This is a genomic window from Bradyrhizobium sp. (assembly GCF_049519115.1).
Taxonomy (GTDB): Bacteria; Pseudomonadota; Alphaproteobacteria; order Rhizobiales; family Xanthobacteraceae; genus Bradyrhizobium.
The window spans coordinates 71,601-96,931 of sequence record NZ_JBEKRB010000020.1 but is presented as its reverse complement, the minus strand read 5'-3'; the positions used below and the strand labels follow the sequence as shown (position 1 = coordinate 96,931).

The following is a 25,331-nucleotide window of genomic DNA, read 5'->3' as shown; positions in this document are numbered from 1 at the left end:
GCACTGCGTAGCGTCGAAGTTGCGTAGAGAGCGTCAACGCCGGCAGACAAAGCCGGGCGATCTCAGCCGGATGACTGCCGCGCACCCATCGGTGCAGCCGACTTCTGCAACAAAATCGGCACTTTTCGGAAATGGCCTAATCTCCGAGATGAGTCCGTTGTGCGAGCAACAGCGGACACCAGCCAAGGCGACTGAATTTATGGGTTCGCGCCCTGGTTTCTTAAGGCTTGGTCGGATTGTTGAGCATGTATTCGCCGAGGTCGCGCTGCTTCTTGTCGGCGCGATCGATGGCGTTGCCGCGCTGGGCATCGCGGTCCCTGCGGCAGGCGACATATTCGGGTGAACCGGAAGCGACCTTGCCGCCGGCGCGGCAGAAGGTGTCATCGTCCTCGGCGAGTGCCGCATTGTTGGCCGGCATCTCTCCGCGACGGGCACAGGAGCAAAGCGCGAGCGCCATCAGCGCAACCACGACCGGAAGCCTCAAGGTATCAAACCGCATGCCAAATCCCGTGATGTCGGCGACAGGTGTAGCCCGAAATGTGGGATTTGTAAGCCGCCGTCACGCAGATATTCGTCATTGCGAGCCAACGCGACGACACGCCGTCGCTCGCTTTGCGAGCTATGCCGCGCTTGGAGTCCGCCGAAGCGTCTGAACGCGTAGGCGGAAGCAATTCAGACTCTCTCACGTTGTCATTCCGCGGCGCGCGATAGCGCGAACTATGGTGCAATTGCGCACCCGAGAATCCATTTCTCAGTGCATTCATGCGGCACCATGGATTCCGGGCTCAGCCATTGCGGGCTGCCCCGGCATGACGTCAGCGCAATGACGGCAGGAGCCTCACGCCCTTCCCTGCAACGCCTCCGTGATTTCGTCCAGCACCTTGGGATCCTCGATGGTGGCGGGCATGGTCCATGCCTCGCCGTCGGCGATCTTCTTGATGGCGCCGCGCAGGATTTTGCCCGAACGGGTCTTCGGCAGGCGGCCGACCGTGATCGCGAGCTTGAACGCCGCGACGGGGCCGAGCTTTTCGCGCACCAGCGCCACGATCTCCTTTTCGATGTCCACCGGCTTGCGCGCAACGCCGGCCTTCAGTACCAGGAAGCCGCAAGGCACCTCGCCCTTGATCGCATCCTTGATGCCGAGCACCGCGCATTCGGCCACGTCCGGATGCGAGGCCAGAATCTCCTCCATGCCGCCGGTGGAGAGCCGGTGGCCGGCGACATTGATGATGTCGTCGGTACGGCCCATCACAAAGACATAGCCGTCCTCGTCCATGTAGCCGGCGTCGGAGGTCTTGTAGTAGCCGGGAAACTCATTGAAATAGGCCTCCTTGCAGCGCTCGTCCTGCTGCCACAGCGTCGGAAGACACGCCGGCGGCATCGGCAGCTTGATCACGATCGAGCCCATGGTGTTTGGCGGGACGGGCTTTGAGGCTTCATCCACCACCTCAATTTGGTAACCCGGCATCGGCACCGTCGGCGAACCGTGCTTGACCGGCAGCTGCCCCAGGCCCACCGGATTGCCGGCGATGCACCAGCCGGTTTCGGTCTGCCACCAGTGATCGATCACAGGCACTTTCAATTGCGTCTCCGCCCATTCCACCGTCGGCGGGTCGGCGCGCTCGCCGGCCAGAAACAGCGTACGGAATGTCGAGAGATCGTATTGCCGGATGAATTTCCCTTCCGGATCTTCTTTCCGGATCGCGCGGAACGCGGTCGGCGCGGTGAACAGCGCCACCGCCTTGTGTTCGGCAATCACGCGCCAGAACGCGCCGGCATCGGGCGTGCCGACCGGCTTGCCCTCATACATGATCGAGGTCGCCCCATGAAACAGCGGGCCGTAGACGATGTAGCTGTGGCCGACCACCCAGCCGATATCCGAACCGCACCACCAGACCTCGCCGGGCTTGATGCCGTAGAGATTGAACATCGACCATTTCAGCGCCACCAGATGTCCGCCATTGTCGCGCACCACGCCTTTGGGCCGGCCCGTCGTGCCCGACGTGTAGAGAATGTAGAGCGGATCGGTTGCGAGTACCGGCACGCAATCGGCGGATTTTTTTGCCTTGATCGCGGCCTCGCGCAACGCCGTCCAGTCGTGATCGCGGCCCGCGATCAATTCGCAAAGTTGCTGCGGCCGTTGCAGGATGATGCAGGCCTCAGGCTTCACGTTGGCGAGCTTGATCGCTTCATCCAGCAGCGGCTTGTAGGACACGATGCGGCCGGGCTCGATGCCGCAGCTTGCGGAAAAGATCAGTTTCGGCGCGGCGTCATCGATCCGGGTTGCGAGTTCCTTCGCGGCAAAGCCGCCGAACACCACCGAATGCACCGCGCCGATCCGTGCGCAGGCCAGCATCGCGACCACGGCTTCGGGCACCATCGGCATGTAGATGATGACGCGATCGCCCTTGGTGATGCCGAAATCAACCATGACACCGGCGAGCGTCTTCACCTCGTGCAACAATTCCACGTAGGTGAATTTGGTGATGCGGTCCGTGAGCGGCGAATCGTGAATCAACGCCAGCTGACCGGCGCGCCCGCGCTCGACATGGCGATCGAGCGCGTTGTAGCAGGTGTTGACGACAGCGCCGGTAAACCAGCGGCCGTAAAGGCCGAGCGAGGAATCGAATACTTTCTCCGCCGGTTTGATCCAGTCGATCTCGCGCGCCGCCTCGCCCCAAAAGCCCTCGGGGTCACGCAGCGAGCGTGCATGGACCTCGTGATAGGTACTCTTGTGTTGAATATTCATGGCGTCCTCCCATTCGACGCAAGTGCCGGTGGTCCTGCGAAACGTCCACCTTGGCGACGTCGACGCGCCAAGCCATGAGATGGATCAAATCGGGCCACTTCTTAGATAGCTTATTGTGATGGGAAGCGGGGCGAGATCAAGCCCTTCAGCTAAAGCCTATGGTTTCGAGGTGGCGCCGAGGCGATCGGCCCGCTCCGCCATCGCCTGGCGTAGGTCATAGCCGGGCCGGCCGAATTGAGCATTGCGCTCGGCAATGAACCTGCGCTGTGCCTGGGTCAGGTTCAGTGTTGTGCGGTGGCTGTCGTTTTCGGCGCTCGCGACCGCCCTCAAGAAGGCATCGTTCATCTCGCGGTCCAATTGCGCTAGTCCAGGATCGGCGCAGATCGCCTTTTCGACCTGAAGTTTGGCGACGGCGCAACTAAAACTCGGCAGGTTCTTGTGATCGGCGAGCCCGTTCAATCGCTCGATCTGGAGTGAAACATCCTTGTAATTGCCGGCGGCGGTGGCGTCGGACGGGTTGAGACGGACCGCTTCGGCGTAGTCCGCAAGCGCGCGGGCGCGATCACCCTTGCCGCGCCAGGCCGCGCCGCGATTGTTGTAGGCGCGTTGAAACTTCGGATCGAGACTCAATGCCGCATCGTAGTCCGCGATCGCGCGCTCGTAGTTTTTCATCGCCTGATAGGCGTCGCCGCGGTTGGTCAGGAAATTCGCCCGCGGGCGGATTTTGATCGCCTGATCGTAATCGGCGATCGCGCTGGCGTAATCGCCATTGCCGGCGAGGTCGAGGCCCCGGTTGTCGAAGAATTCCGGTTTCGACGGGTCGATCCGGATCGCGGCCGTCTCATCATCGAGCGCGTGCTGGATGTTGCCTAGTTTACGGTAGGCCGCGCCGCGGTTGGTGTAGGTTTGCGCCCGGTTCGGATCGAGCTTGATGGCCTGGTCGTCGTCGGCAACCGCCTTCTGATATTCGCCCTTGAAATACCAGGCGGCGCCGCGATCGGCATAGGCCAGTGCGAAATCCGGCTTCAGCCGCAGCGCCTCGTTATAGTCTTCGATCGCGCGGTCGTATTTGCCGGTGTTGTTGAAGATGTTGGCACGGATTTCATAACCCTCGGCATTGTCCGGCTCGAGCCGGATGGCCTCGTTCAGCGCGCCAAACGCCTCTACAGTCTGGCGCTGCTGACGCAGGATTTCGCCGCGCGCCCGGAAGGCGTGCGCGGGACTGGGGCTCTCGGCGATGACGTGATCGAGTTCGTCGAGCGCCTTGTCGGTCTGCCCATTGTTGTGGCGCGCCATTGCCTGCACGACCATCGCATTGAGACGGTCGGCGTCCGGTGTCGCCGGATTGTCGATCAGCGTGGCGCAGCTATCGATCAGTTTCGACGGCGTTGCGTCCGCGTGCGCGGCGCAGATGACCGGCGGCTCACCGGTCGACTCGGCGCGCGCCACAGTGGAATAAAGACCGGCTGCGGCCAGAACGGCCACGGCAGCCAATGGCGAGGCAAAAGTTCGCATGACCAGATCTTCATGACGGGGCACTCGGCGCGAATTGCCGATGTGAGCCGTTTGTCGCGACAACTCCTCGCGAGGTTCAAGCGGAGATGAGGTTAACGTTGCGCCGGTGGAGTGGATTTGACATTCGCTGCCAGTCTGGCCGCGAGTTCACCAAGCTAATGTCAAATCCTAAACTCCACTGCAAATTTAAGTTTCTGGTGGGCCTGTGATTCGAGCATCCGCAGAAGTGGCTACCGAGAGGGGATGCGAATGCTAGAATCGGCCCACCAGCGCCAGCAGATGGTCGAGCCGGTCCCGCATCATCTTTTGCAGGTCGAAGTCTGACCGTCCAAATTCGGCGGTACGCCGGGCGAGGAAGTCGTCCTGCTCGCGCTGCATGGCACGCCCAGTGCGGGGATCGCTCTGCCCGGCCTGGCGGACCACCTTGGTATTCACGGCGTTGATCTCGCGATCGAGATTGGCCAGTTCGGGATTGGCGCAGATCGCCTTTTCGACCGGGCGCCTGGCGGCCGCACAGTTGAAGCTCGGTTTGTTGTTGACCGCCATCATCGCGCCGATGCGCTCGACCTCCAGCGACAGCAATTTGTAATTGGCCCGCGCGCCGACGTGATTGGGGTCGAGTTTTACCGCAGTCCCGAAATCGGAGAGCGCATGCACCCGGTCGCCTTTTCGGCGCAACAGCTCGCCGCGCGCGTTGAATACGTCGGCCTGCGTCGCGTCGAGCCGCAACGCGATATCGTCGTCGCCGATCGCACGCTCGATCTCGCCCTTGCGGTCATAGGCTGCGGCGCGCGCGATCGCGGCTTTGACGCGATCGGCTTTCGGCGCCTTGTCGTTGCCGATCAGGGCGCCACAGGAGGCGATGATCTTGTCGTCGTCGGCTGCCGTCAACGCGGCCGTGCAGGGCGCCGAATCGATCTGTTCGCCGGTGGGCTCGCTCGTGGCAGCCAGGACAAAACCGGCTGACAACGTGCATATGGCAGCCGTGATTGCTGCTCCAACTATCAGAGTTGTGTGACGTCGCATCGACTAACCCACCTCGTGTCCCGGACGCGGCGCAGCGCTATTGCGCTGCCCCGCAGAGCCGGGACCCACACCTTCCTTTGCACCAAGTACCCCGGATCAGCAACGCACCACACCGCAAGACATAGCGCGTCGAAAGACCCGCGTGAACGCGCTTATGGCGGTGCGCAGCATCCGGGGAACGCAGGAGGGTCACACTAAGTCACTTTCAGCGTGATCCCGCCATCGACCACGAGCTCGATGCCGGTGACATATTTCGATTCGTCGGAGGCGAGAAACAGCGCGGCGTTGGCGACGTCCCAAGCCTCGCCCATATGCCCCATCGGCACCTGGGCGTCACGCGCGCGCCACATCGCTTGCACGTCGCCTTTGGCATAGCTCGCGGCGAGACCCGCCGAATGTTCGACCATCGGCGTCTTCATCAGTCCCGGCAGGATCGCGTTGACGCGGACCTTTTGCGCGGCGAATTCCACGGCCGTCGTGCGCGTCATCTGGTTCATCGCCGCCTTAGTGGTTGCATATGTGACATAGGAAATGCCGAGATGCCGGATCGAGGCGATCGATGAAATATTGATGATCGAGCCGCCGCCCTGCGCCGCCATCACCGGAATGACGTGCTTCATGGCAAGGTAGGCGCTCTTGAGGTTGACGGCGAACACCCGGTCCCAGTCGGCCTCGGCAACGTCCACCACGTTGCCGGTCTCGGCAATGCCGACATTGTTGTCGAGCACGTCGATACGGCCATAGGTCTTCAGGCCGAAAGCCACCATCGCCGCGACGTCGTCGACGCGCGAGGCGTCCGCCGCGAAGCTCGCGGACTTGCCGCCCTCGCTCGCGATGATCCCGGCGGTCTCAGCCGCAGCAGCCGCGTTGCGGTCGACGCACAGCACCTGCGCGCCTTCGCGCGCAAAGGTTACGGCGGTTGCCTTGCCATTGCCCCAGCCCGGCCCGATCGAACCTGCGCCGACCACGATCGCTGTCTTGCCCTCCAGTCGTCCCACGCGCCATCTCCCGTTTTCGCGAAGGTGGCCGCACGGAAGCCCGCGGTCAACCCGTTCGATCCTGCAGGCTGAGTTTCCGGAACCCGCAGCGGCGTCCGCCGTTGGAAAGCATCAACAGGGACAAACGAGCTTGCGGCAGGCTGAAAAAAGCGTTGGGCGCAGGCTGGATGCGCTGAATTTCTTTCTCGCCGACGTGCGCGACGGCCTTGGCCCTTATCTCGCCATCTATCTCCTGACCGAACGGAAGTGGGACGAAGCCCGGATCGGCGCGGTGATGTCGCTGGCGATGCTGGCAGGCATCCTGGCGCAAACACCGGCCGGTGCCCTGATCGACCGCAGCCGGGCCAAGCGCGGCTGGATGGCCGCGGCCGCGATCGGAGTGACCGGGGCGTGCCTTGCGCTTCCTTTGGTCGATCAGTTTCCATTCGTTGCCGCAACGCAGGTGGTGGCGCACGCCGCCGGCAGCATCTTTGCGCCCGGCGTCGCCGCATTGTCACTCGGCATCGTCGGGTTTGGGGCTTTCGCCGGACGCGTCGGCCGCAACGAGGCCTTCAATCACGCCGGAAACGCTACGGCGGCCGCGATCGCGGGCATTTCAGCCTATTTCTACGGGCCCGTGACGGTATTCTGGCTGATCGGCGCGATGGCGCTGGCGAGCGTGGCGGCGACGCTGTCGATACCGCGTGAGGCGATCGACGACGATATCGCGCGGGGCCTCGCGCATCGCGACGGCGACGAACCTGCATCCCCTGACCAGCCGTCGGGCTACCAGGCGCTGTTGACCTGCCGTCCGCTCCTGATTTTCGCAGTGGCGACCGTGATGTTTCATTTTGCCAATGCGGCGATGCTGCCGCTGGTCGGCCAGAAACTCGCTCTGGTCAACCGGAACCTCGGCACAACGCTGATGTCGGTTTGCATCATCGCAGCCCAGATAGTCATGATCCCGGTGGCCATGATCGTCGGACGCAACGCGGATTCCTGGGGCCGCAAGCCGATCTTTGCCGCAGCGCTCGCCGTACTGGCGCTGCGCGGCGCGCTCTATCCGATTTCCGACAATCCGTATTGGCTGGTGTCGGTGCAATTGCTCGACGGTGTCGGCGCCGGCATTTTCGGCGCGCTATTTCCGCTCGTGGTGGCCGACCTCACCCATGGCACCGGCCATTTCAACGTCAGCCAGGGCGCCATCGCCACCGCAACCGGTGTGGGCGCCGCGCTGAGCACCGGCGTCGCGGGCTTCATCGTGGTCAAGGCCGGCTATGACGCGGCATTCTTCTCACTCGCAGCCATCGCGGCGATTGGCCTCGGCCTGTTCGCCGCCATGATGCCCGAGACAAAACCAACCGCCGCGCCATACCAAGGTCGAATCCCAAACACTAGCAACGAGAGCGCTGCCCGCGTAATCTCCGCCCGCGAACCCGCCCGTTAGAGGCTGGTCCCATTGGGAGAATGCCAATATGCCTGTCTTTCGTACCGCCCGATTTGCGCTTGCGACCGCGATGCTGTGCGGCGCCGGTGTCAGTTTTGCTTGTGCCAAGCCTTTCATGATCGTCGGCATCGACGAGAAGGTGACGTGGGACGACGAGGGCAAGACCATCCTGTCCGCCCCGGGCAACGATTCCGTCCTGATCGTCGATCTCGCCAACCCCGAAGATCCCAAGATCGTAGCAACCCTGCCGCTTGAGAATTCCGTGGTCGGACCGCCCGTCAATCTCGACATCGATCCCACAGGCTCGGTTGCGCTGGTTGCCGACTCCGTCGATGTCGTCAAGGACGGCGATACGCTGAAACAGGTGCCGGACAACAAGATCTTCGTCATCGACCTGAAAGCCAATCCGCCGAAGCTTGCCGCTACCGTCACCGGCGGCAAACAGCCTTCAGGCTTGAGCTTCAGCCCGTCGGGCAAGATGGCGCTGGTTGCCAATCGCGCCGACAACTCGATCAGCGTGCTGTCGGTCAACGGCACCGACGTCAAGGTCACCGACACCATCACCTTTCCCGACAGCGTCGCGCATGTGATTTTCACACCCGACGGCAAACACGCGCTGGTGGCGAGATTCCCCGCCCACAAGGTGTCGGTGCTCGACGTCGTCGGCGACAAGGTGACCTACAACAAGGTCGACCTGCCGACCGGCCAATGGCCCTACAACGTCGTGGTCACGCCCAACAGCAAGATCGCGCTGACCTCGGACAACGGCAACTCAGGCGCTTCCGACGGCAACGTCGATACCACGAGCGTCATCGATATGGAGGTAAATCCGCCGCGGATCATCGATCGTGTCGTGGTCGGCGATGGACCGGAGGGGCTTGCGATGTCGCCCAAGGGCGACCTTGCGGTCGCCGCGATCCTCCGAGGTTCGAACGGCAACAAGAAGGCGTTCTTCTACAACAAGAACGGCAGCCTCTCGATCCTGAAGATCGACGGCAAGAAAGTGACCAAGACCCAGGATATCGAGGTCGGCGGATTGCCCGAGGCGGTCGTCTTCACGCCGGACGGCAAATATCTTCTCGCCGGAAATTACATGGACCAGGACTTCTCGATCCTGAAAGTCGACGGCACCTGGGTCACCAACACCGGCAAGCGCTTCAAGGTGCCCGGCCATCCGGCCTCGGCCCGGATGGGGCACTGAGCCGGCCGTGATCAGGATAACGCCCTCTCCCGCACCCGGGAGAGGGTTAGCGATCAGCCGGCGTCATTGAAATGTCATGTCGAGACATTTCGAGATGTCCGACCCAAGCCCCGAACTGATGGTGATGCAGCCACGCACCTTCTGCTTGGCGTTGTCGCTGACCCAGATCGAATAGCCGCCGGGCCCGAAGAACGAATTGGTGTTCGGCGGTTCGGTCTCGGTGGCGTCGAAGGAATAATCGGAGTCGGTATCGAACACGCGCGGCTTCTTGGTGCAGCCGCCGTCGGTCTGAACGTTGATCACTTCCTTGTTGTCGCGCGTCAGCGCCAGCGTGACCTGGCAGCGGAAATATTCCGAGGTCTTGGTGTTGAAGACATAGGCGTAGGACTTGCAGGTCGCGGTGTTGAGTTTGCCGGCGGACAGGCCCCGGCTGCAGGAAATACGCTGGTTGTTGCTGAGCCTGAAGTCGTCGGCGCGCACCGCATCCGACAACGGCAGAAACAACGCCGCAACAAAACCGATCTTGACAATATGGTTCATCCGAATCATCCCCGTCACGCTTTCCTGCGTGTCTGCGTTCGAGACTAAAGTCGGCAGGAAGATAGACGCGAAGCGAGAGACAGGGAATCACAAAGTCTAGTTGTTCAGCTTCTCACATTCCTGTCCTATCGCGTCGTGTTGGCGGGCCGACGGCGTTCGTGATTTGTTCAAGTTGATTGTTCAAGACGGACCGCGTGCGATGTGAGGGAAATCTTGTCTGGGAGGATGAAACGAGATGACGCAATTTTCGATCAAACCGCTGATGGTGGCAGCCACGCTCGTAGCACTTTCGGTGCCGGCCTTCGCCGAACCGCCGGTGGCCTGGGAGCTGAAGCCGGACATGGGCTATGGCTATGACAAGGAAGGCAAGACCTTCGCCTACAAGATGGGGACCAGCAATGCCGGCGCGCTCCTGAAAGGCGCCAAGAAGGTGCCGAAGGGCACGCTGTTCTTCATCGGACAGAACGGACAGCTCTATATGCGGACCGGCCCCTATCTGGAGGGCGACGGCAAGTTCATGTTCGGATCGAACTGAGCCATCGGTGTCGATGTCATCATCCGCGAAAGCGGATGATCCAGTACGCCCGGACCGACCGTGGCTTATTTCATCAGCGCGGATTACTGGATGCCCCGCCTGCGCGGGGCATGACGGCTGGCTTGGCGCAAAAAATCAGAACGCCGCCGCCAACTCCCTGGCACCGGGCAGGTTGCTGTTGGAATCCATCCGGTTATCGGTGATCGCGAGCAGTTTCGCGACCGTATTATGCCGGATCGCCACCGGATTGCGCTCATAGCCGTTGCGCTGAAAAAAATTCGAGGTCGGCACCTGTTCCCGCATCGCCTGCGGCATGGTCACCATGTCGAGGCCGGTTCCGTCGCCGGTCAAGTTCATCATCTCGAGTTCGGCGGCCGAGAGCGGGCGGGTGTAACCCTTGGCGCGCGCAAAGATCACCGAGGTGAGAAGCTTGTGGGTTTGCAGCATCGGCCCGACGTCGATATCGAGCACCATGGCGTGAACCGCCCAGCCCTGCGGCGTATCGGCGAGTTTCTCGTGCGCCGACCAGTCGTCCGGCACGGAGCGCGTAAACGCCACCATCTTCTTCAGCACCGCGATCTTGCGGTCCATCGCCTGGCGCGGCGGGCCTGACAGGCTTGCTGCTCTTGCCGTCAGTTCTTTGACGAATTCCCGGCCCTGCTCGGCCATCAACTCGACGCTGTTGGTGGTGAGGAGCTGGTTATAGCCCATCGCGGTCGAAATCGCACGCTTGCCGCCATGCTCTATTCCCGCCTGCACATCGTAATTTCCAGTGCCCCCGGTCTCGAACGAATAGACCCGTACCGCCTGCTCGCGCGTCAGGCCAGCGGCTTGCGCGTAGCGCGCATAGGCGCGTTTGAATTCGACCTCGCTTGAAGGCTTTTGCGGCGTCCACTGGAACTGCTCGTTCGCAGCCTGCAGCAGATCGCTCACGACAGGAATAGGTTTGTACTGGCGAGGCTTTTTTTCAGGCTCCGCTTCAGGCTCGGGATTCACTGGCCGCTTCGGCCCGGTATAAACAGGCGGCTGCGTCAGCACATAGTCGTCGAGCGTGACGGCGAGATGCTCGCGCCGCTTGGCGTTGCGGCCGCGACGCTTCTCCGTGATCGCACTCCAATAGGCGCCGGCCTCTTCCTCGAACGCCCCGTGCACTTCCTGATATTGCTGCAGCAGCCTTCGATATTCCGAGATCGCATAAGGCGAAGCGGCCTGCGCCATGGCATTGGTTGCAGGCGTCACGCCATCGATCGCCTGCGCCGGCAACGCGCTTAAGGACAGCGCGAGCGCAAAAAATCCTGTGCCGAGACGAATCATTTGATGTGGCATGGCCGGATTCTAGAACATTGAAGGGCGAAAATGGGAACGCCTTTTGTCCTAAGGCCGCACTTACTCCGGCTCGACACCACTCGCCTTGGCGAGCTCCGACCACTTCTTCTCATCCTTGTCGATGAAGTCGGCATATTGTTCCGGCGTGCTTGGCGTGATCTCGGTTCCGTCAAGCTCCAGCTGCTTTTTCACCTTTTCGGAGGCGAGCGCTGACCGCAATGCCTCGTTGAGCCGATCGATGACGGGACGTGGCGTGCCCGCTGGCGCCACCAGGCCGTAGCACAACGATGCGTCGAAGTCCGGCACGCCAGCTTCGATCATCGTCGGCACATCAGGCAATAATGTATTGCGATGGACGGACGTCACGGCAAGGCCGCGCAACAGGCCGGCCTTGACGTTGCCGGCGGTCGTGGCGATCGGCGAAAACGACATCGGAATATGGCCGCCCAACAGATCGCCCAACGCGGGTCCCGTTCCCTTGTAGGGAATGTGAACGAGATGAATGCCGGTCGCATGAGCAAAATATTCGCCGGTGATATGACCGACCGTACCGACGCCGGCGGAGCCGAAATTGACTTTGCCCGGATTGGCCTTGGCATAGGCGATCAACTCGGCCACGGTCCTGGCGGGAAACGACGGATGCACCACCAGCGAGGACGGAGAACATCCGATCGCGCCGATCGGCTCGAAATCCTTGCGCGGGTCGTAGCCGGCATTGCGGTAGAGCGAGGGCCCGATCGCAAGCGTGCCGGTGTATCCGGCCAGAAGCGTGTAACCGTCGGGCTCGCTCTTGGCGACCGCCTTGGCGCCGACCGTGCCGCCGGCACCGCCCCTGTTGTCGACGACGATGCTCTGGCCGAGCAACTGACTCATCTTGTCGGCGACTACGCGACCGACGATCGAGGTGGAACCTCCGGGCGGAAACGGGACCACCAGCGTGATGTTGCGGTTCGGATAGGTTTGCGCGCGGGCAGCATTGAGGTTGCCGCCAAGGCCGAACGCCAGCAGCACCATCGAAAGCGACGCGCAGAAACCGCGCATGGGCCAACCTCCCCTATATTTCTCGTTTTCGCCATCGTCGTCGAAAGAGAGGGCCTTCGCAAGGCGGCCATTCCGCTTGACTAAGTGGCACCATCGATTGATGAAATGACCGGGAAATCCAGTTAAACCCGCGCTCCGGAAAAAAGCCCCTGATGACGACAGAAATGGCCGACGAGAAGCTCAAGGCTGACGGCTGGACCGTGGTCGAAACCAGCGGGTTCCTGAATCTGATCGGCCCGTTGTGGGAGCGCGTCGTCGAAGGCAATCACGAATACGCGATCTTCGCCGAGGACAAACACCACAACCGCCGCAGCCGGGTTCAGGGCGGCGTGTTGATGACGCTGGCCGACCGCGCCTCCGGCATGATCGCGCGTCTGGTTTCCGGCCGGCCGACGCTCGCCACGGTTCAGATGGACGTGCACTTCATCGACGCGGGCCAGATCGGCGAGCTTCTGATCGCCAAGCCGCGCGTGATCCGCGTCACGCACACGCTGATCTTCACTCACACCGAGGTGGTGGCGGAGGGCCGTTGTGTCGCGGCCGCAAGCGGCGTCTTCAAGATCCTGAAAGACGGTAGCTAGTGTTTCGCAGTCATTCCGGTCTGGTGCTATGCATCGCCCCGGAATGACAATCTAAATCGGAAAGGAACGCGTCCGTGGAATATCGTCAACTTGGCCGCAGCGGCCTGAAAATCTCGCCGATCTGCCTCGGCACCATGATGTTCGGCGGCCCGGCCGATGAGGCCACCTCGACGCGGATCGTTGCCAAAGCGCGCGAGGCCGGCGTGAATTTCATCGACACCGCGGACGCCTATTCGAATGGCGGATCGGAGACGGTGGTCGGCCGCGCCATCTCCAACAACCGGCCGGCGTGGGTGCTTGCGACCAAGCTCGCCAATCAGATGGGCGACGATCCCAATCGCGGCGGCCTGTCACGGCGCTGGGTGCTGCAGGCCGCCGACGAGAGCCTCAAGCGGCTCGGCACCGACTACATCGACATCTATTATTTGCACAAGGAAGATCATTCGACGCCGCTGGCGGAGACCGTGCGCGCGATGGGCGAATTGATCAGGCAGGGCAAGGTGCGATATTTCGGCGTCTCGAACTATCGCGCCTGGCGCGTCGCCGAAATCTGCAACATCTGCGATGACCTCGGTATCGACCGCCCGATCGTCAGCCAGCCTTATTACAACGCGATGAACCGCATGCCGGAGGTCGAGCACTTCCCGGCTTGCGGTTATTACGGGCTCGGCATCGTGCCCTATAGTCCGCTCGCGCGTGGCGTGTTGACCGGCAAATACAGCCCGGACGCCGCGCCCGACAAGGACACGCGCGCGGGACGCAGCGACACGCGCATGATGCAGACCGAGTGGCGGCCGGAATCGCTGAAGCTCGCGCAGGAGATTCGTACGCATGCCGAGGCGCGCGGCATCACTGCCGGCCAGTTCGCCGTCGCCTGGGTGCTCAACAGCGCCTTCATCACCGGCGTGATCGCGGGCCCCCGCACCGAAGAGCAGTGGGACGATTACGTGCGCGCGCTCGAATATCGCTTCACCGCCGAGGACGAGGCTTTGATCGACCGGCTGGTGGTCAGCGGCCATCCCTCGACGCCCGGCTACAACGATCCGCAATATCCGATCGAGGGCCGGAAAGCGCGGACGGCGGTCTAGCGCGGTGAATTTGAAGTTCCCATCGGTTCGGAACTCCAGAAATCATCGGAAACGTTTGCGGAATTCACTGCCCGTCGGCGGGCAAAGCTTGCCGGGGTCTTAACCGCGCCGGCGCAATTGACCGTTGATTTATAAAGGTAATTTATCTGGCCTGAGGTTTGCTTAGTTGGCCTTGCCTATTTTCGTTTCGGTTGCGTTGCGTTCCTCACCGAAGGAATCAAACATGTCAAAACATCACACGCTGCCGCCGATCATCTACACGCCGCCGCCGAAGCCGAAGAAGGTCGAGAAAAAGCGCCGCATCGGCATCGGCATGCTCGACGAGCTGGCCGATGCGCACGAGGCAGGTGGCACCGGCCAGCCGGCGCCGATCATCAACCGTCCTCCGCCGCAAAACTTTTCCGAGATCGAGGGCGCCGAGCGCAAACCGCAGCACCCGCAGGGGCGCCTCAGCGAAGGCACGCTGAAAGCCATGCTGGAAGTGCAGGAAATGAAGTAGCTGTCGGACGTATCCTGTGGCGGCTCAGAAGTTCGAAACGCGGCTCCGTAAAATGCTACGAACTTCGGAATCGGGACACTAGCAGACGTCCGCGTGAAGCGCTTCCGTTCGAGGCGGTTCAGTTCGAGGCAGTTCCAGCCGCAAGCTTGCGCAACATCGCATCATAGGCACGCTTGACGCGCTCCACCGCCGGCGTCTTGTACAGGAAGCCCTCGTTGCGGGCGTGAACCAGCATCGAGGCGTTGACCTCGAACACGACGACATTTCCCGATGCGTCGAGCCCGCAATCGATTCCGAAATAATCGAGACCGACGCGCCTACGGATTTCGTGCAGCGCCTCAAATTGGGCTGGCCCGAACACGGCGGCGGAATCATCCAGAAACGCCGCTTCCTCCTGCTGCATCCACGGCTGATGAGCCATGTCGGTGTTGATGTGATGCAGCTTCCAGTCACGCCCGATGCAGAGGTGATAAGGCAAAATCTGGTCGTCGACGAAAATGAACCGGTATTTCCGGAAATTGCCGTCGGCGGAAAGGTAGTCGATATATTCGATCAGATAATGGTCGTGATCGGGACGCTGCGACAGAAAAGCCGCAAGCGCAGCGACATCCTCGACTTTCTCGAAATCGTCGCCGCCATGGGTGCCGACGGGCCGGGCGAGAGCCACTGAGGAAAACGGCAACATCGCCTTCAGCGCCGCTTCCGAACAATCTGCGCCGGCCTTCAGCCTCAGAGCTTGTGGGACGCGGCAACCGGGAATTCCCTGAAGCAGGTGAGCGACCGCATCCCGCGTCGTCTGCTGCACCCGGCGCGGATGGTTGAGCGTCGGCAGGCCGAGCCGGTCTACCAGCTCAGCCGCCAGCGGCAACAACGCTTCCGTCTGGTCGGCATCCGAAACCAGATTGATCACGAGCTGGATATTCCGGCCAAGCGTTGCCGTGTCGTATTCACGCGAGGCAAACAGCGACAGCGTATCGGTATCGAAAAACGCGTCCTGAAACAGATATTCAGTCGGCGTATTGCCGCCGAACGGCGCGTATAGCGCCAGCACGCGAAAGTCCGCCGGCTGCTTGGCGGCAGGGCGGCTGATCAGAGGCTGGATCCGCGCTGCTTCCGCATAAGCGGCTTGGGCGGCCTCATCGTCGCCGGTCGTCTGCTTGAGTGCCCCGATCCAGTTGATGCTCTCGGCATCCTGCGGATTGAGGGCCACCGCCTCCTGAAAGCTTGCGATCGCCGGCGCTATTTCGTTCAGCTCGAAAAGGGTTTTGCCGAGCAGATGGTGGATGCGCGCGTCCTGCGGGCGCTCGCCCTTCAACTCGATCAGGATCGCTTTCGCAATGAGATATTGCTTGGCGGCCATCAGCGCCTGAACCATGTTGGCGCGCGCCGCCCAATGCCGCGGATTTAGCTTCAAGGCCTGAAGGTAGAGATCGATCGCCCTCTGGTGCTGCCCGCACCTCAAATACAGGTCGCCGAAGCTGCACCAGCAATTCGTCAGATGCGGCGCGATGGTCAGTGCCGCATGATAATTGACGCTTGCGAGCTCGAAATCGCCGCTGGCTGCGGCCACGTTGCCAAGCTTGGCGTGCAGTTCGGACAGCGTCTCGGTGGATTCGGTGCCGGCCTTCTCGGCCTCGAGCAGACCATGCTGAAATGCGGCGATGGCGTCCGCGGCTTTTCCCTCACGGTACAAAGCCAGACCGATACGCAGTTGCTGCTGGGCGATGGAACCGGTGGCATCCGGATCCGGGGAAGCGCTGACGGGTTGGGGTGTCTGCATAGTTGCCAATTGTGTCCGGAAACAGAGAGTTAGCCGAAATTTTCGGCCGAAAAGCTGGTGTTCAGCTTTGCCAATTCTTGGTTAACAGACTCTTACTCTGCTGCTGTTCCCGGCTGCCGTGCGGCCGCTACTTCCGGCGGCCGACCATCTCGAACACCGTGCCGGGATTGTTGTCGTTAAATCGCAGGTCGAATTCGTGCAGATTGGCGATGGCGGCGGTGATGCTCAAGCCAAGCCCGCTGCCGGGCACGCGATGGCCGCTGGATGTGCGATAAAACCGCTGAAATATCTTGTCGCGTTCCGCCGGCTCGACGCCGATCCCGCTGTCGCGCACCCGCACCACCGGCAGGCCGTCCTCGCGGATCACCGAGATGCTGACGACGCCGTTTTCAGGCGTGAACTTGATCGCGTTGCCTATCAGGTTCGATACCGCTTCGCGCATCAGATCGCCGTCGCCCACGATCTGAACCGGAGAGTGGGTTTCCATCGTCATCTTGATCGATTTCGATTCCGCCAGCGGTTCGTAGAATTCGAACAGGTCGGCGCAGATCGCCGACAGATCGATCGATCCGAAGCTGCGCGATTTCGGACCGTATTCGACATCGGCCAGGCGCAACAGCGCAGCCACCGTCAGCATGGCCTTGTCAATATAGGCCAGCGCCTGTTTCGCGACGCTGCGCAATTGCTCGTCGTTCGAACTTTCAAGTCCGCGCTCGAGTTGGGCATGGACGACGGCGAGCGGGCTGCGCAGGTCGTGCGCGATATTATCGCCCACCCCCTTGAGCTGCACCAGCAGCCGGCCGATCTCGTCAAGCATCAGGTTGACGTCCCGCGATATCGCGGCGATCGGGTCGTGCTGGGAGCCGACCGGCAGGCGCAAATCCGTGTCCCCCTTCATGATGCGGTCGATCGCGTCATGAATGGCGGTAAGGCGTCGCGACGAGCGGCGGGCGAAATAGGCGCCGATCGCGAGCGCGAGCAGCAGCATCGGAGCCAGTCCGGTCAGAAGCGCGCTTTGCACGATGCGGCGGAAGGCCAGGGTCTCTAACAGGCTTCGGCCCAGCAGCATGATGGTGCCGTCGGATCGCACGCGCGCCACAAAAATCGCGGGCTCAAGACGATCAACACTGCCGGGCACGTGGGCGGCGGCGATGAAATGAGATGTGCCATCCAGCGGAATCGGCAACAGCGCTTCGATGTTGCCGAACATGAACCTGTGATTGGCGTCGAACAGCGCCGCATAGTCGATGCGCCGCAGGTCGTTGGTCAGCCTGACCTCAAAGGCGTTCCTCAACTCCTCGACGGAGCGATTGACGCTCTTGGCGGCTTCGGTTTCGAGAATGAGGCGGTTTCTTGCCTCGTTCGCTTCGCCAATCCGGAAATACACCAGGGCGAACACCGCCGTGGTCGCCAGCGTGGTGACGAGCACGAAGGCGAGCGCGACGCGCACCGCCGAGGAACGGAAAAATTCAAGCATTCGCATTCAGCATGAACCCCGCGCCGCGTATATTCACGATCAGCGAGGGCGACCCCTTGGTGTCGATCTTTTTCCGCAAATTACTGATGTGGACGTCGACGACGTTGGTCTCGAGCGAGAAATGATACTGCCAGACCTCCTGCAACAGCATCGCGCGCGTGATGACCCGTCCGGGATGACGCAGAAAATATTCCAGAAGGCGAAACTCGCGTGGCAACAGATCGATCCTCGCATCGCCGCGATGGACGGTCTTCTCGATCAAATCCATTTCGAGATCGCCGACATGTAATTTCGTGGTGCGCACGTCGTCGAGGCGGCGCAGCATCGCCTCCACCCGCGCAGAAAGCTCGACCATCGCAAATGGCTTGGTCAGGTAATCGTCGCCGCCGGCTTTCAGGCCCTTGACCTTCTCATCGACGGACGACAAGGCCGAGATCACCAGCACGGGCACCTTGACGCCTTCCTTGCGCAAGACCTCCAGCGTCTTGAGGCTGTCTTCGCCGAAAACGATCCGGTCCATGACCATGACAGCGGCATCGCCCACCCGCGCCGCATCGGCGGCTTGCGCGATAGAGGCTATCCGCACGAAGTAGCCCTTGCTTTCAAGCTCACCCTTGATCTCGGCCGCCATCGCGTCCTCGTCCTCGACGAGCACGATGGTTTGCGGGTGGGTCTCAGCTTGGTTCATCAAGGGCGCGATCCCTTACCTCACGTCAAGGCGTCAGTCCCGGGGGCGGAGGCGGCCGCAGATGCGGCGGGTCCTGAGCGAGACGTTTGACCGCCGCGATCACCGCAGGGTCCGGACGCCTGATCGACGGGATGACTTCATCCGGCGGCCAGCCGCCGCCGAGCGCCTTATAGAGCGCCACAAAACTATCTCCGGCAAGCCGGACGACTTCGGCACGTTGTTGCTCCAGGGTGAATTGCTGCCGTTCGGCGTCCAGCACGTTGAGGAAGTCGGTCAGGCCGCGATCGTAACGCTCCGTCGCCACCCGCGTCGCCTGACGGGCGGCCTCGAGCGCGAGGTCGAGGCTGCGCACGCTTTGACGGAAGGCCTGATAGGCGGCGTTCGCCTCGTCCACTTGCTGGATCGCCGTGAGGATCGATCGCTTGTAGACGGCCGCAAGTTCATGGGCCCGGTAGTCGGCGATCTCGATCTTGGCGTCCAGCGCCCCGAAGTCCAGGATCGGGGCATCGAGAGTTGGACCCACCGATCCTATCCAGGTGATCGGAATACCCGAGCCTGATTTTGGACCGGCCTGCGCACCCGCGCCGGCGGTGATCGCCAAGCTTGGGAACAGGTCCGCCGTCCGGGCGCCGATATCGGCGACAGAGGCTGCGAGAAGGCGCTCGGCCTCGCGAATATCGGGACGGCGGCGCAACAAGTCGACGGGAGTTCCGGCAGGCGCCCGGGCCGGCAGGCGTGGCACCGCGCTCGGCCGTTGCAGACGGCGGGACATGTTTTCCGGATAGTCGCCGACCAGAACAGCTATCGCGTAAGCATTGGCGGCAATCTGCGCCTTCAGCGGTTCGACGTCCGCCTGCAACGTCTCGACCTGACGCTTCGCAAGCAGCACGTCCAGTTCATTGGTCAACCCGCGGTCGAGGCGGGTCTGGGCGAGGTCCAGCACCTTCCGCGACGCTTCGATGTTGTGGTAGAGGATTTGCAGGCGGTCCTGGCGCGCACGAAGGTCGAAATAAAGACGGCTGACGTCGGCCGCCATCACCACATAGACCCAGTCCCGCGCCTCCTTCAGCGCCTCGGCGGTATAGACCTGCGCCTCGATGCGGCTCGCGATCTTGCCGAAAATGTCGATTTCCCACTCCGCATCGAGACCGCCGACGCCCGTGATCTTCTTGAGGCCCGTGTTGTTGTCGCCGTCGCGCAAGGCCTGCGCGACCCTGCCTTTGGTTTCGTCGGTGCCGGTGCCGGTGCCGGCGCCAACGCCGCCGTTGAGCTGCGGCAGTTCTTGCGCGCCGAGCACGATCAGTTGCAGCCGCGCCTGCTGCAAACGATCGAGCGCGATCTTGAGGTCGAGATTGTTCTGGATCGCAAGCTCGATCAACTCGTTGAGCTGACGATCGTGCAGCGTCCGCCACCATTGCCATAGCTCGGGGCTGGCGCCGCCTGACGGCAGCCCCTCCCCCGCCGGCGCGGTCACGAAATTGACGGGAAGCGCTGCGTCCGGCGTGAAGTATTCCGGGCCCAGCGAGCATCCCGCCAGCGCTACGGCGCAGACGACCAAACATGCGAGACGTTGAACCCTCATGGTTGGACTCTCATGCACCTATTCCAGACGCGATGCCCGTCGACAGGCGCGAGACGCCAGATACCGCCGATAGGATGTCGTCCGCTGCACCGGCGTCAACCCGCCCGGCAAATTTTGAGAGTTTCGGCAAATTTTGGTGCGGCTTTGATGTCAAAAGGCAACGCGCTTGGCTCATCGCACTTCGGCCTCATGAGCCGGAGGCGGCGCGGCATCCTTGGCGACCCGCACCTGTTCGCCCTGCGACAACGAATCCGGCGGGCTGTTGATAATCGTGTCCGAGGGGCCAAGACCCGCCAGCACCTCGAACTCGGTTCCAAGGTTGCGGCCGAGTTTGATCGAGCGCAAGTCGACCTTGTCGCCCGGCTCCAGGATCGCCAGTTGCGGGCCGTTCTCGCGGAAAATGAGCGCGCTGGTCGGGATTCGCAACGCCGTGGGGTTGTCCGCGAGATTGAATCGCACTTGCGCGAACGTGCCCGGCTGCAGCAGATTGTCGGCGTTGTCGGCATGAAGCTCGACCAGCAAGGTCCGCGCCGTCTTGTTGATCGCCTCGGATGTCGTCGACACCAGCGCCTTGAACGTCTTGTCCGGATATTGCGGCAATGTGACCTCGGCGGTCAGGCCGGCGCGCATGTTGGACGACTGTTCCTGCGGCACCTGAACGAACACCCGCATCTCATGCACATCGGCAACTCGAAACAGCTGCGGCCCATTGCTGGTGCTGCTGCCCGCATTGATCAGCGCGCCGACGTCGGTATTGCGCTGGGTCACGATGCCATCAAACGGCGCCAGGATGCGCTTGAAAGCTTCCAGTGCCGTCAACTGATCGACCTGACTCTGGTTGACATTGGCTTCGGCTTGCGCGGCCTTGTAGCGAGCATCGGAGCTGCCGTATTCCGCTTTCTTCGCCTCGGTCTCCTGTTGGGAGACAACGCCCTTCGGCGAATCGCGCCAGCGGTCATAGGTCGTCTCGGCAAAGTTGCGCTCAGCCTCTCGCACCTTGACCTGGGCTTCCGCCGAAGCGAGCCGGGCTTTCGCCGCGGCCAATTGAGCATCGAGATCGGGCGCATCGATTTCCGCCAGCAACTGGCCCTTCTCGACATGCGCGCCGAAATCGAGATACCAGGCCTTGAGATAGCCACTCACTCGCGCATAGATCGGCGCCTCGTACCAGGCCTCGATATCGCCGGGCAGCGAAACCTGCTGACCCGTCACGCCCTGCTTCGGCATCACCGTGGCAACGACAGGCACCGCAAGCTCGGTCGTCCATTTCGCGACCTCGCTTTCCTGCTGGCGACGCAACAGGATGCCCGCGACGGCGATGCCGACGGCAACGAGCACCGTGATGATGGCAATCAGCCACGACCGGTTCGGGCGCGGCGCCGGCTTTATTCCGGAAGCGCTGGCCTCAGGTCTGCCCTCGGCATGGTGCGGATGGGAATCAAGCAAGGCACTTCTCCAAATCACCGGCTCGCTGTTTGGCCGCTCTTGTTGCGGTGAAGAACGCTGAAGACGGTCGGAACGAAAAACAGCGTGGCAATGGTTGCGACGGCCAATCCGCCGATCACGGCGCGGCCGAGCGGCGCATTCTGTTCGCCGCCCTCGCCCATCGCCAGCGCCATCGGAACCATGCCGATGATCATTGCGAGCGCCGTCATCAGCACCGGGCGAAAGCGGGTAAAGCCGGACTCCAGCGCCGCAGTCGTGGCATCGAGGCCATTTTCCAGACCTTCGCGGGCAAAGCTCACCAACAGAATACTGTTGGCGGTCGCAATGCCCATGCACATGATGGCGCCGGTCAAGGCCGGCACCGACAGCGTAGTGCCGGTGGTGAACAGCATCCAGACGATGCCGGCCAACGCGCCGGGCAGCGCCGTGATGATGATGAAAGGGTCAAGCCAGGACTGGAAGTTGACGACGATGATGAGATAGATCAGCACGATCGCGCCGGCGAGTCCAATGTAAAGCTGGCTATAGGCGTTATCCATGGTCTGGACCTGACCGCGCACGGCCACGTATGAGCCTTTCGGCAGGTCCTTCTTGGTATCAGCCAGGATTTTCGAAATGTCGCCGGCCACCGCGCCGAGGTCGCGCCCTTGCGTGTCGCCGAAGATGTCGATCACCGGCTGCACGTTATAATGCGACACCACGCCGGGGCTCGGCCCCTGGGTGATCTTCGCCACCCCGCCGAGATAGCGTTGCGCGCCGACGCCATTTTCCGTGGTGGTAATCGGAATATTCGACAGATCGGAAATGCTGTTGACCCGGTATTGCGGCATCTGTGCCACGATCGGGTACGACACGCCGTTTTCCGGGTTGAGCCAGAAGTTCGGCTTTACCTGGCCGCTGCCGGAAAGCGTGACCAGGAGGCTGTTGGCGACGTCGCGCTGGGTCAGGCCGACATCGGCGGCCATGGTCCGGTCGACGTCGATATTGATCTGCGGGTAGTTGAAGATCTGCTGGATGCGAAGATCGGCGATGCCGGGCACCTGGCGAATTTTCTTCAGCACCGCGTTGGCGTAGTCGTAATTGCCTTTCAGGTTGTTGCCGACGACCTGCACGTCGATCGGCGCCGGCAATCCGAAATTGAGAATTTGCGACACGATGTCGGCGGGCAGGAAGGAAAAGACGGTACCCGGAAATTTCTGCGGCAAGATCGTGCGCAGTGTCTTGACGTAGTCAGCCGTGGGACCGTGGTCTTCCTTCAAGGCGATCAGCGCATCGCCATCCTCGGGACCGATCGTGCCCGTGTTCTGATAGGCCATGTTGATGCCGGAGAACGGCAGGCCAATATTGTCGACGATACTGTCGAGCTGCTCGGGCGGAATCGTCGCCCGCACCGTCTGCTCGACCTGTTCGAACAGACGGGCCATTTCCTCGATCCGCGTACCCGGTTGTCCGCGCACATGCATCAGGATCTGGCCGGAATCGACGGCAGGAAAGAAGTTCGAACCCAGAAACGGCACCAGGACGAACGACACCACAACGCAGGCGAGAAAGCTTACGATAAACATCTTCGGGGCTTCGAGCGCCCTGACCAGGAGTGCACGGTACCGGGCGCGAAAACGCTCGAAGTATTTTTCGAAGCCCTGCTGGAACCGCAACAGCGGATTGCGCGAACGAACCGCCAGCCGATCCTGTCCGATGTCGCTCTCGATGCTATGATGGTGGGCACGCATTAGGTAGTTGGCCATCGTGGGAACGAGCGTGCGCGACAGGATGAACGAGCCGATCAGCGCGAACACCACCGCTTCCGCCAGCGGCCGGAACAGATAGCCGGCGACGCCGCCAAGCTGGAACATCGGCACGAACACGATGCACAGGCACAGCAAAGTGACAAAAGCCGGGATCACGATCTGCTGCGCGCCATCGAGAATCGCCGGCTCGACCTCTTTGCCCTGCTCAAGGTGGTAGTTGATGTTTTCGATCGTCACCGTGCCGTCGTCGACCAGGATGCCGACAGCAAGCGCGAGTCCTCCCAATGTCATGACGTTGATAGTCTCGCCCAGCAACGCCAGCGCCGTAAGCGAGAACAGTACGGCGAGCGGAATTTCGGTGAGGATGATGACAGTCGAGCGCCAGCTTCCGAGAAACAGCAGGATCATCACGCCGACGAGTGCGGCGGCCAGCACCGCCTCGCGAATGACGCCGAACACGGCCGCCTTGACGAACACCGACTGATCGCCGACGGCGCGCAGATTAAGGCTTGACGGCAGACTTTCCTGCACCCGCGGCAGCACCGACTTGATCCCGTTGATGACGTCCAGCGTCGATGCCGCCCCCGCTTTCAGGATGGTCATCAGCACCGCGCGCGAGCCGTTCACCCGCACCATGTTGGTCTGCGGCGGCGAGCCTTGATGGACATAGGCGACATCGCGAACGAAAATGATCGTGCCGTTGGATTTTTTCACCGGCAGGTCGTTGATCTTTTCAAGATTGACGGGGCTCGCATTGAGCGACACGTTCCAGTCGAACTTGCCGATCTTCTGATCGCCGGCGGGAAGAATCAGGTTCTGCACCGAAACGGCGTTGACGACGTCCTCCGCCGAGACGCCGTGGGACTGCATCGCCTGCTGATCGAGATCGATCTGCACTTGCAGAACCTGGCCGCCATAGGGGGACGGCACTGCCGCGCCCCGAACGGTGGCGAGTTGCGGCCGGATGAAATTTTGCCCGAGATCGAACAGCCTCATTTCGGGGAGCGACGTACTCGACAACCCCAGTTGCAGGATCGGCACGCTGGACGCGTTATAACTCAACACGTAAGGCGGCGTGATGCCGGGCGGAAGCAATTTCAGCACGGTCTGCGAAGCCGCCGTCACCTGCGCCATGGCGGCGGCGATATTGACGTCCTTCTGGAAGAAGACCTTGACCACGCCATAGCCGGAGAGCGATTGCGACTCGACGTGTTCGATGTCGCTCACCTGGGCGGTCAGGAAGCGCTCGTAATAATAAATCACGCGGCCCGACATGTCGTTCGGCGGCAGCCCGTTATAGCTCCAGACGACGGCGATCACCGGGATATTGATGTTTGGGAAGATGTCGGTTGGCGTCGTCAGTGCGGCGCGAACGCCGAACAGGGCGATCAGCACCGCGAGGACCACGAACGTATAAGGGCGCCTCAGCGCGGTTAGAACGATCCACACGGCGCAACCCTCCACCATTCCGTACGGAATATCGATCGCAGCCGGCCTGCCGGATGGCAGCCAAGCACTACGCTATCAGGATTGAACGATCTCGGCGCGGAAAATGCTGTTCCCCGCAAGGTTCGGACGGATACCCTCATGACAACTGCTTCGTATCCTTCCAGGCACCCCAGGGTGAGATCGAAAACGCGGGCATCGGATCAGACCGGCTTCGCCAGCCGGGATTGCCCGCACATCCACCACCCCGCATGAAAATAAATGATGTGGAGCCCGCCGCAGCGCGACAACTAATATAAATTTTAGTGTGGACTCAGGATGTTCCCTGACATTCGCGGCCCGGACTTTAGGCAGGATCCGGCGTCTTCGGGGAAACCGACATTGCAGTGCAACAACGCGGGAAAGTCGCGGCTAAACTCGATGGCGTTACAACGCCGTCACAAGGCATGGGTGGAGGATCAAACGGTGCAGCCGGTCATGACTTGCGCGGCCGGCCCCGTTTGGCAAAAACCACGCCCCGTTCGTCGGCGGAACGGCGAAGCGCGCCCGCAGCTTTAAGGGCTTCATTGCGATCGGGCCCGGGGGCCATCTGACGCGCAATCTCCAGCGCGTCCGCAGCGGCCTCGTCCCGATCCAGCC

Annotated in this window: 20 protein-coding genes; 6 read left to right on the top strand and 14 right to left on the bottom strand. The window is 61.9% G+C overall.

Translation table 11 applies throughout. From position 1 onward, the window contains the following. Positions 1-220 precede the first annotated feature (220 nt). The 5 genes from ABSE61_RS17320 to ABSE61_RS17300 form a co-directional block, all read right to left on the bottom strand. Positions 221-499, bottom strand: coding sequence for a hypothetical protein (locus ABSE61_RS17320; RefSeq protein WP_423872347.1), 279 nt, complete (start codon positions 497-499; stop codon positions 221-223). A 339-nt stretch (positions 500-838) separates the two neighbouring features. After that, complete coding sequence (locus ABSE61_RS17315; RefSeq protein WP_423872346.1) at positions 839-2,749, bottom strand: propionyl-CoA synthetase; 1,911 nt, start codon at positions 2,747-2,749, stop codon at positions 839-841. A gap of 156 nt (positions 2,750-2,905) precedes the next feature. Continuing rightward, entirely contained in the window at positions 2,906-4,264 is a 1,359-nt protein-coding gene (locus ABSE61_RS17310) for a tetratricopeptide repeat protein (RefSeq protein WP_423872345.1), read from the bottom strand. Between the two features lie 252 nt (positions 4,265-4,516). Then, the gene (locus ABSE61_RS17305; RefSeq protein ID WP_423872344.1) at positions 4,517-5,290 is read right to left on the bottom strand and encodes a lysozyme inhibitor LprI family protein; all 774 of its coding nucleotides are present in this window, start codon (positions 5,288-5,290) and stop codon (positions 4,517-4,519) included. A gap of 194 nt (positions 5,291-5,484) precedes the next feature. Beyond that, positions 5,485-6,288 (bottom strand): SDR family NAD(P)-dependent oxidoreductase, encoded by an 804-nt coding sequence (locus ABSE61_RS17300; RefSeq protein ID WP_423872343.1) that lies wholly within the window; start codon positions 6,286-6,288, stop codon positions 5,485-5,487. A 130-nt stretch (positions 6,289-6,418) separates the two neighbouring features. On the opposite strand from ABSE61_RS17300, the gene ABSE61_RS17295 reads away from it, so the two are divergent. Continuing rightward, complete coding sequence (locus tag ABSE61_RS17295; protein WP_423872342.1) at positions 6,419-7,714, top strand: MFS transporter; 1,296 nt, start codon at positions 6,419-6,421, stop codon at positions 7,712-7,714. A 28-nt stretch (positions 7,715-7,742) separates the two neighbouring features. Next, entirely contained in the window at positions 7,743-8,915 is a 1,173-nt protein-coding gene (locus ABSE61_RS17290; RefSeq protein ID WP_423872341.1) for a beta-propeller fold lactonase family protein, read from the top strand. Between the two features lie 63 nt (positions 8,916-8,978). Here the strand turns inward: ABSE61_RS17290 and ABSE61_RS17285 are convergent, their stop codons facing one another. Next, a complete protein-coding gene (locus ABSE61_RS17285; RefSeq protein WP_423872340.1) occupies positions 8,979-9,455 on the bottom strand; it encodes a hypothetical protein in 477 nt (158 codons plus the stop codon). A gap of 235 nt (positions 9,456-9,690) precedes the next feature. On the opposite strand from ABSE61_RS17285, the gene ABSE61_RS17280 reads away from it, so the two are divergent. Beyond that, positions 9,691-9,990, top strand: a complete 300-nt coding sequence (locus ABSE61_RS17280; protein WP_423872339.1) for a hypothetical protein — start codon at positions 9,691-9,693, stop codon at positions 9,988-9,990. Positions 9,991-10,125: 135 nt separating this feature from the next. On the opposite strand, the gene ABSE61_RS17275 is transcribed toward ABSE61_RS17280, so the two are convergent. Next, entirely contained in the window at positions 10,126-11,316 is a 1,191-nt protein-coding gene (locus ABSE61_RS17275) for a hypothetical protein (protein WP_423872338.1), read from the bottom strand. 60 nt (positions 11,317-11,376) lie between these two features. Further along, positions 11,377-12,357 (bottom strand): Bug family tripartite tricarboxylate transporter substrate binding protein, encoded by a 981-nt coding sequence (locus ABSE61_RS17270; RefSeq protein WP_423872337.1) that lies wholly within the window; start codon positions 12,355-12,357, stop codon positions 11,377-11,379. A 152-nt stretch (positions 12,358-12,509) separates the two neighbouring features. Here ABSE61_RS17270 and ABSE61_RS17265 point away from each other — a divergent pair, with 152 nt between their 5' ends. From ABSE61_RS17265 to ABSE61_RS17255, 3 genes are all read left to right on the top strand, one after another. Continuing rightward, positions 12,510-12,938: a PaaI family thioesterase gene (locus ABSE61_RS17265; RefSeq protein WP_423872336.1), complete on the top strand. Its 429-nt coding sequence runs from the start codon at positions 12,510-12,512 to the stop codon at positions 12,936-12,938. A gap of 74 nt (positions 12,939-13,012) precedes the next feature. Then, the gene (locus ABSE61_RS17260; RefSeq protein ID WP_423872335.1) at positions 13,013-14,026 is read left to right on the top strand and encodes an aldo/keto reductase; all 1,014 of its coding nucleotides are present in this window, start codon (positions 13,013-13,015) and stop codon (positions 14,024-14,026) included. A 223-nt stretch (positions 14,027-14,249) separates the two neighbouring features. Further along, entirely contained in the window at positions 14,250-14,525 is a 276-nt protein-coding gene (locus ABSE61_RS17255) for a hypothetical protein (RefSeq protein WP_423872334.1), read from the top strand. 118 nt (positions 14,526-14,643) lie between these two features. On the opposite strand, the gene ABSE61_RS17250 is transcribed toward ABSE61_RS17255, so the two are convergent. The 6 genes from ABSE61_RS17250 to ABSE61_RS17225 all read right to left on the bottom strand — a co-directional run bounded on the left by ABSE61_RS17250 (position 14,644) and on the right by ABSE61_RS17225 (position 24,713). After that, positions 14,644-16,305 carry an ATP-grasp domain-containing protein gene (locus tag ABSE61_RS17250; protein ID WP_423872333.1) on the bottom strand — a complete coding sequence of 554 codons (1,662 nt, stop codon included), beginning with the start codon at positions 16,303-16,305 and terminating at the stop codon, positions 14,644-14,646. 127 nt (positions 16,306-16,432) lie between these two features. Next, the gene (locus ABSE61_RS17245) at positions 16,433-17,782 is read right to left on the bottom strand and encodes a sensor histidine kinase (RefSeq protein WP_423872332.1); all 1,350 of its coding nucleotides are present in this window, start codon (positions 17,780-17,782) and stop codon (positions 16,433-16,435) included. Then, positions 17,775-18,470, bottom strand: coding sequence for a response regulator transcription factor (locus ABSE61_RS17240; RefSeq protein ID WP_423872331.1), 696 nt, complete (start codon positions 18,468-18,470; stop codon positions 17,775-17,777). The genes ABSE61_RS17245 and ABSE61_RS17240 overlap by 8 nt, the downstream gene beginning before the upstream one ends. Before the next feature lie 25 nt (positions 18,471-18,495). Next, on the bottom strand, positions 18,496-20,052 hold the full coding sequence (locus ABSE61_RS17235; RefSeq protein ID WP_423872330.1) for an efflux transporter outer membrane subunit: 1,557 nt from the start codon (positions 20,050-20,052) through the stop codon (positions 18,496-18,498). A gap of 171 nt (positions 20,053-20,223) precedes the next feature. Further along, positions 20,224-21,498: an efflux RND transporter periplasmic adaptor subunit gene (locus ABSE61_RS17230; RefSeq protein ID WP_423872329.1), complete on the bottom strand. Its 1,275-nt coding sequence runs from the start codon at positions 21,496-21,498 to the stop codon at positions 20,224-20,226. A 14-nt stretch (positions 21,499-21,512) separates the two neighbouring features. After that, on the bottom strand, positions 21,513-24,713 hold the full coding sequence (locus ABSE61_RS17225; RefSeq protein WP_423872328.1) for an efflux RND transporter permease subunit: 3,201 nt from the start codon (positions 24,711-24,713) through the stop codon (positions 21,513-21,515). Positions 24,714-25,331 lie beyond the last annotated feature (618 nt).

Coding starts and splice junctions, on each gene's coding strand:
- ABSE61_RS17290 (WP_423872341.1), top strand. CDS start 7,743: ATGCCTGTCTTTCGTACCGCCCGATTTGCGCTTGCGACCGCGATGCTG.
- ABSE61_RS17240 (WP_423872331.1), bottom strand. CDS start 18,470: ATGAACCAAGCTGAGACCCACCCGCAAACCATCGTGCTCGTCGAGGAC.
- ABSE61_RS17315 (WP_423872346.1), bottom strand. CDS start 2,749: ATGAATATTCAACACAAGAGTACCTATCACGAGGTCCATGCACGCTCG.
- ABSE61_RS17305 (WP_423872344.1), bottom strand. CDS start 5,290: ATGCGACGTCACACAACTCTGATAGTTGGAGCAGCAATCACGGCTGCC.
- ABSE61_RS17235 (WP_423872330.1), bottom strand. CDS start 20,052: ATGAGGGTTCAACGTCTCGCATGTTTGGTCGTCTGCGCCGTAGCGCTG.
- ABSE61_RS17320 (WP_423872347.1), bottom strand. CDS start 499: ATGCGGTTTGATACCTTGAGGCTTCCGGTCGTGGTTGCGCTGATGGCG.
- ABSE61_RS17270 (WP_423872337.1), bottom strand. CDS start 12,357: ATGCGCGGTTTCTGCGCGTCGCTTTCGATGGTGCTGCTGGCGTTCGGC.
- ABSE61_RS17255 (WP_423872334.1), top strand. CDS start 14,250: ATGTCAAAACATCACACGCTGCCGCCGATCATCTACACGCCGCCGCCG.
- ABSE61_RS17265 (WP_423872336.1), top strand. CDS start 12,510: ATGACGACAGAAATGGCCGACGAGAAGCTCAAGGCTGACGGCTGGACC.
- ABSE61_RS17245 (WP_423872332.1), bottom strand. CDS start 17,782: ATGCTTGAATTTTTCCGTTCCTCGGCGGTGCGCGTCGCGCTCGCCTTC.
- ABSE61_RS17310 (WP_423872345.1), bottom strand. CDS start 4,264: ATGCGAACTTTTGCCTCGCCATTGGCTGCCGTGGCCGTTCTGGCCGCA.
- ABSE61_RS17250 (WP_423872333.1), bottom strand. CDS start 16,305: ATGCAGACACCCCAACCCGTCAGCGCTTCCCCGGATCCGGATGCCACC.
- ABSE61_RS17280 (WP_423872339.1), top strand. CDS start 9,691: ATGACGCAATTTTCGATCAAACCGCTGATGGTGGCAGCCACGCTCGTA.
- ABSE61_RS17275 (WP_423872338.1), bottom strand. CDS start 11,316: ATGCCACATCAAATGATTCGTCTCGGCACAGGATTTTTTGCGCTCGCG.
- ABSE61_RS17225 (WP_423872328.1), bottom strand. CDS start 24,713: ATGGTGGAGGGTTGCGCCGTGTGGATCGTTCTAACCGCGCTGAGGCGC.
- ABSE61_RS17285 (WP_423872340.1), bottom strand. CDS start 9,455: ATGAACCATATTGTCAAGATCGGTTTTGTTGCGGCGTTGTTTCTGCCG.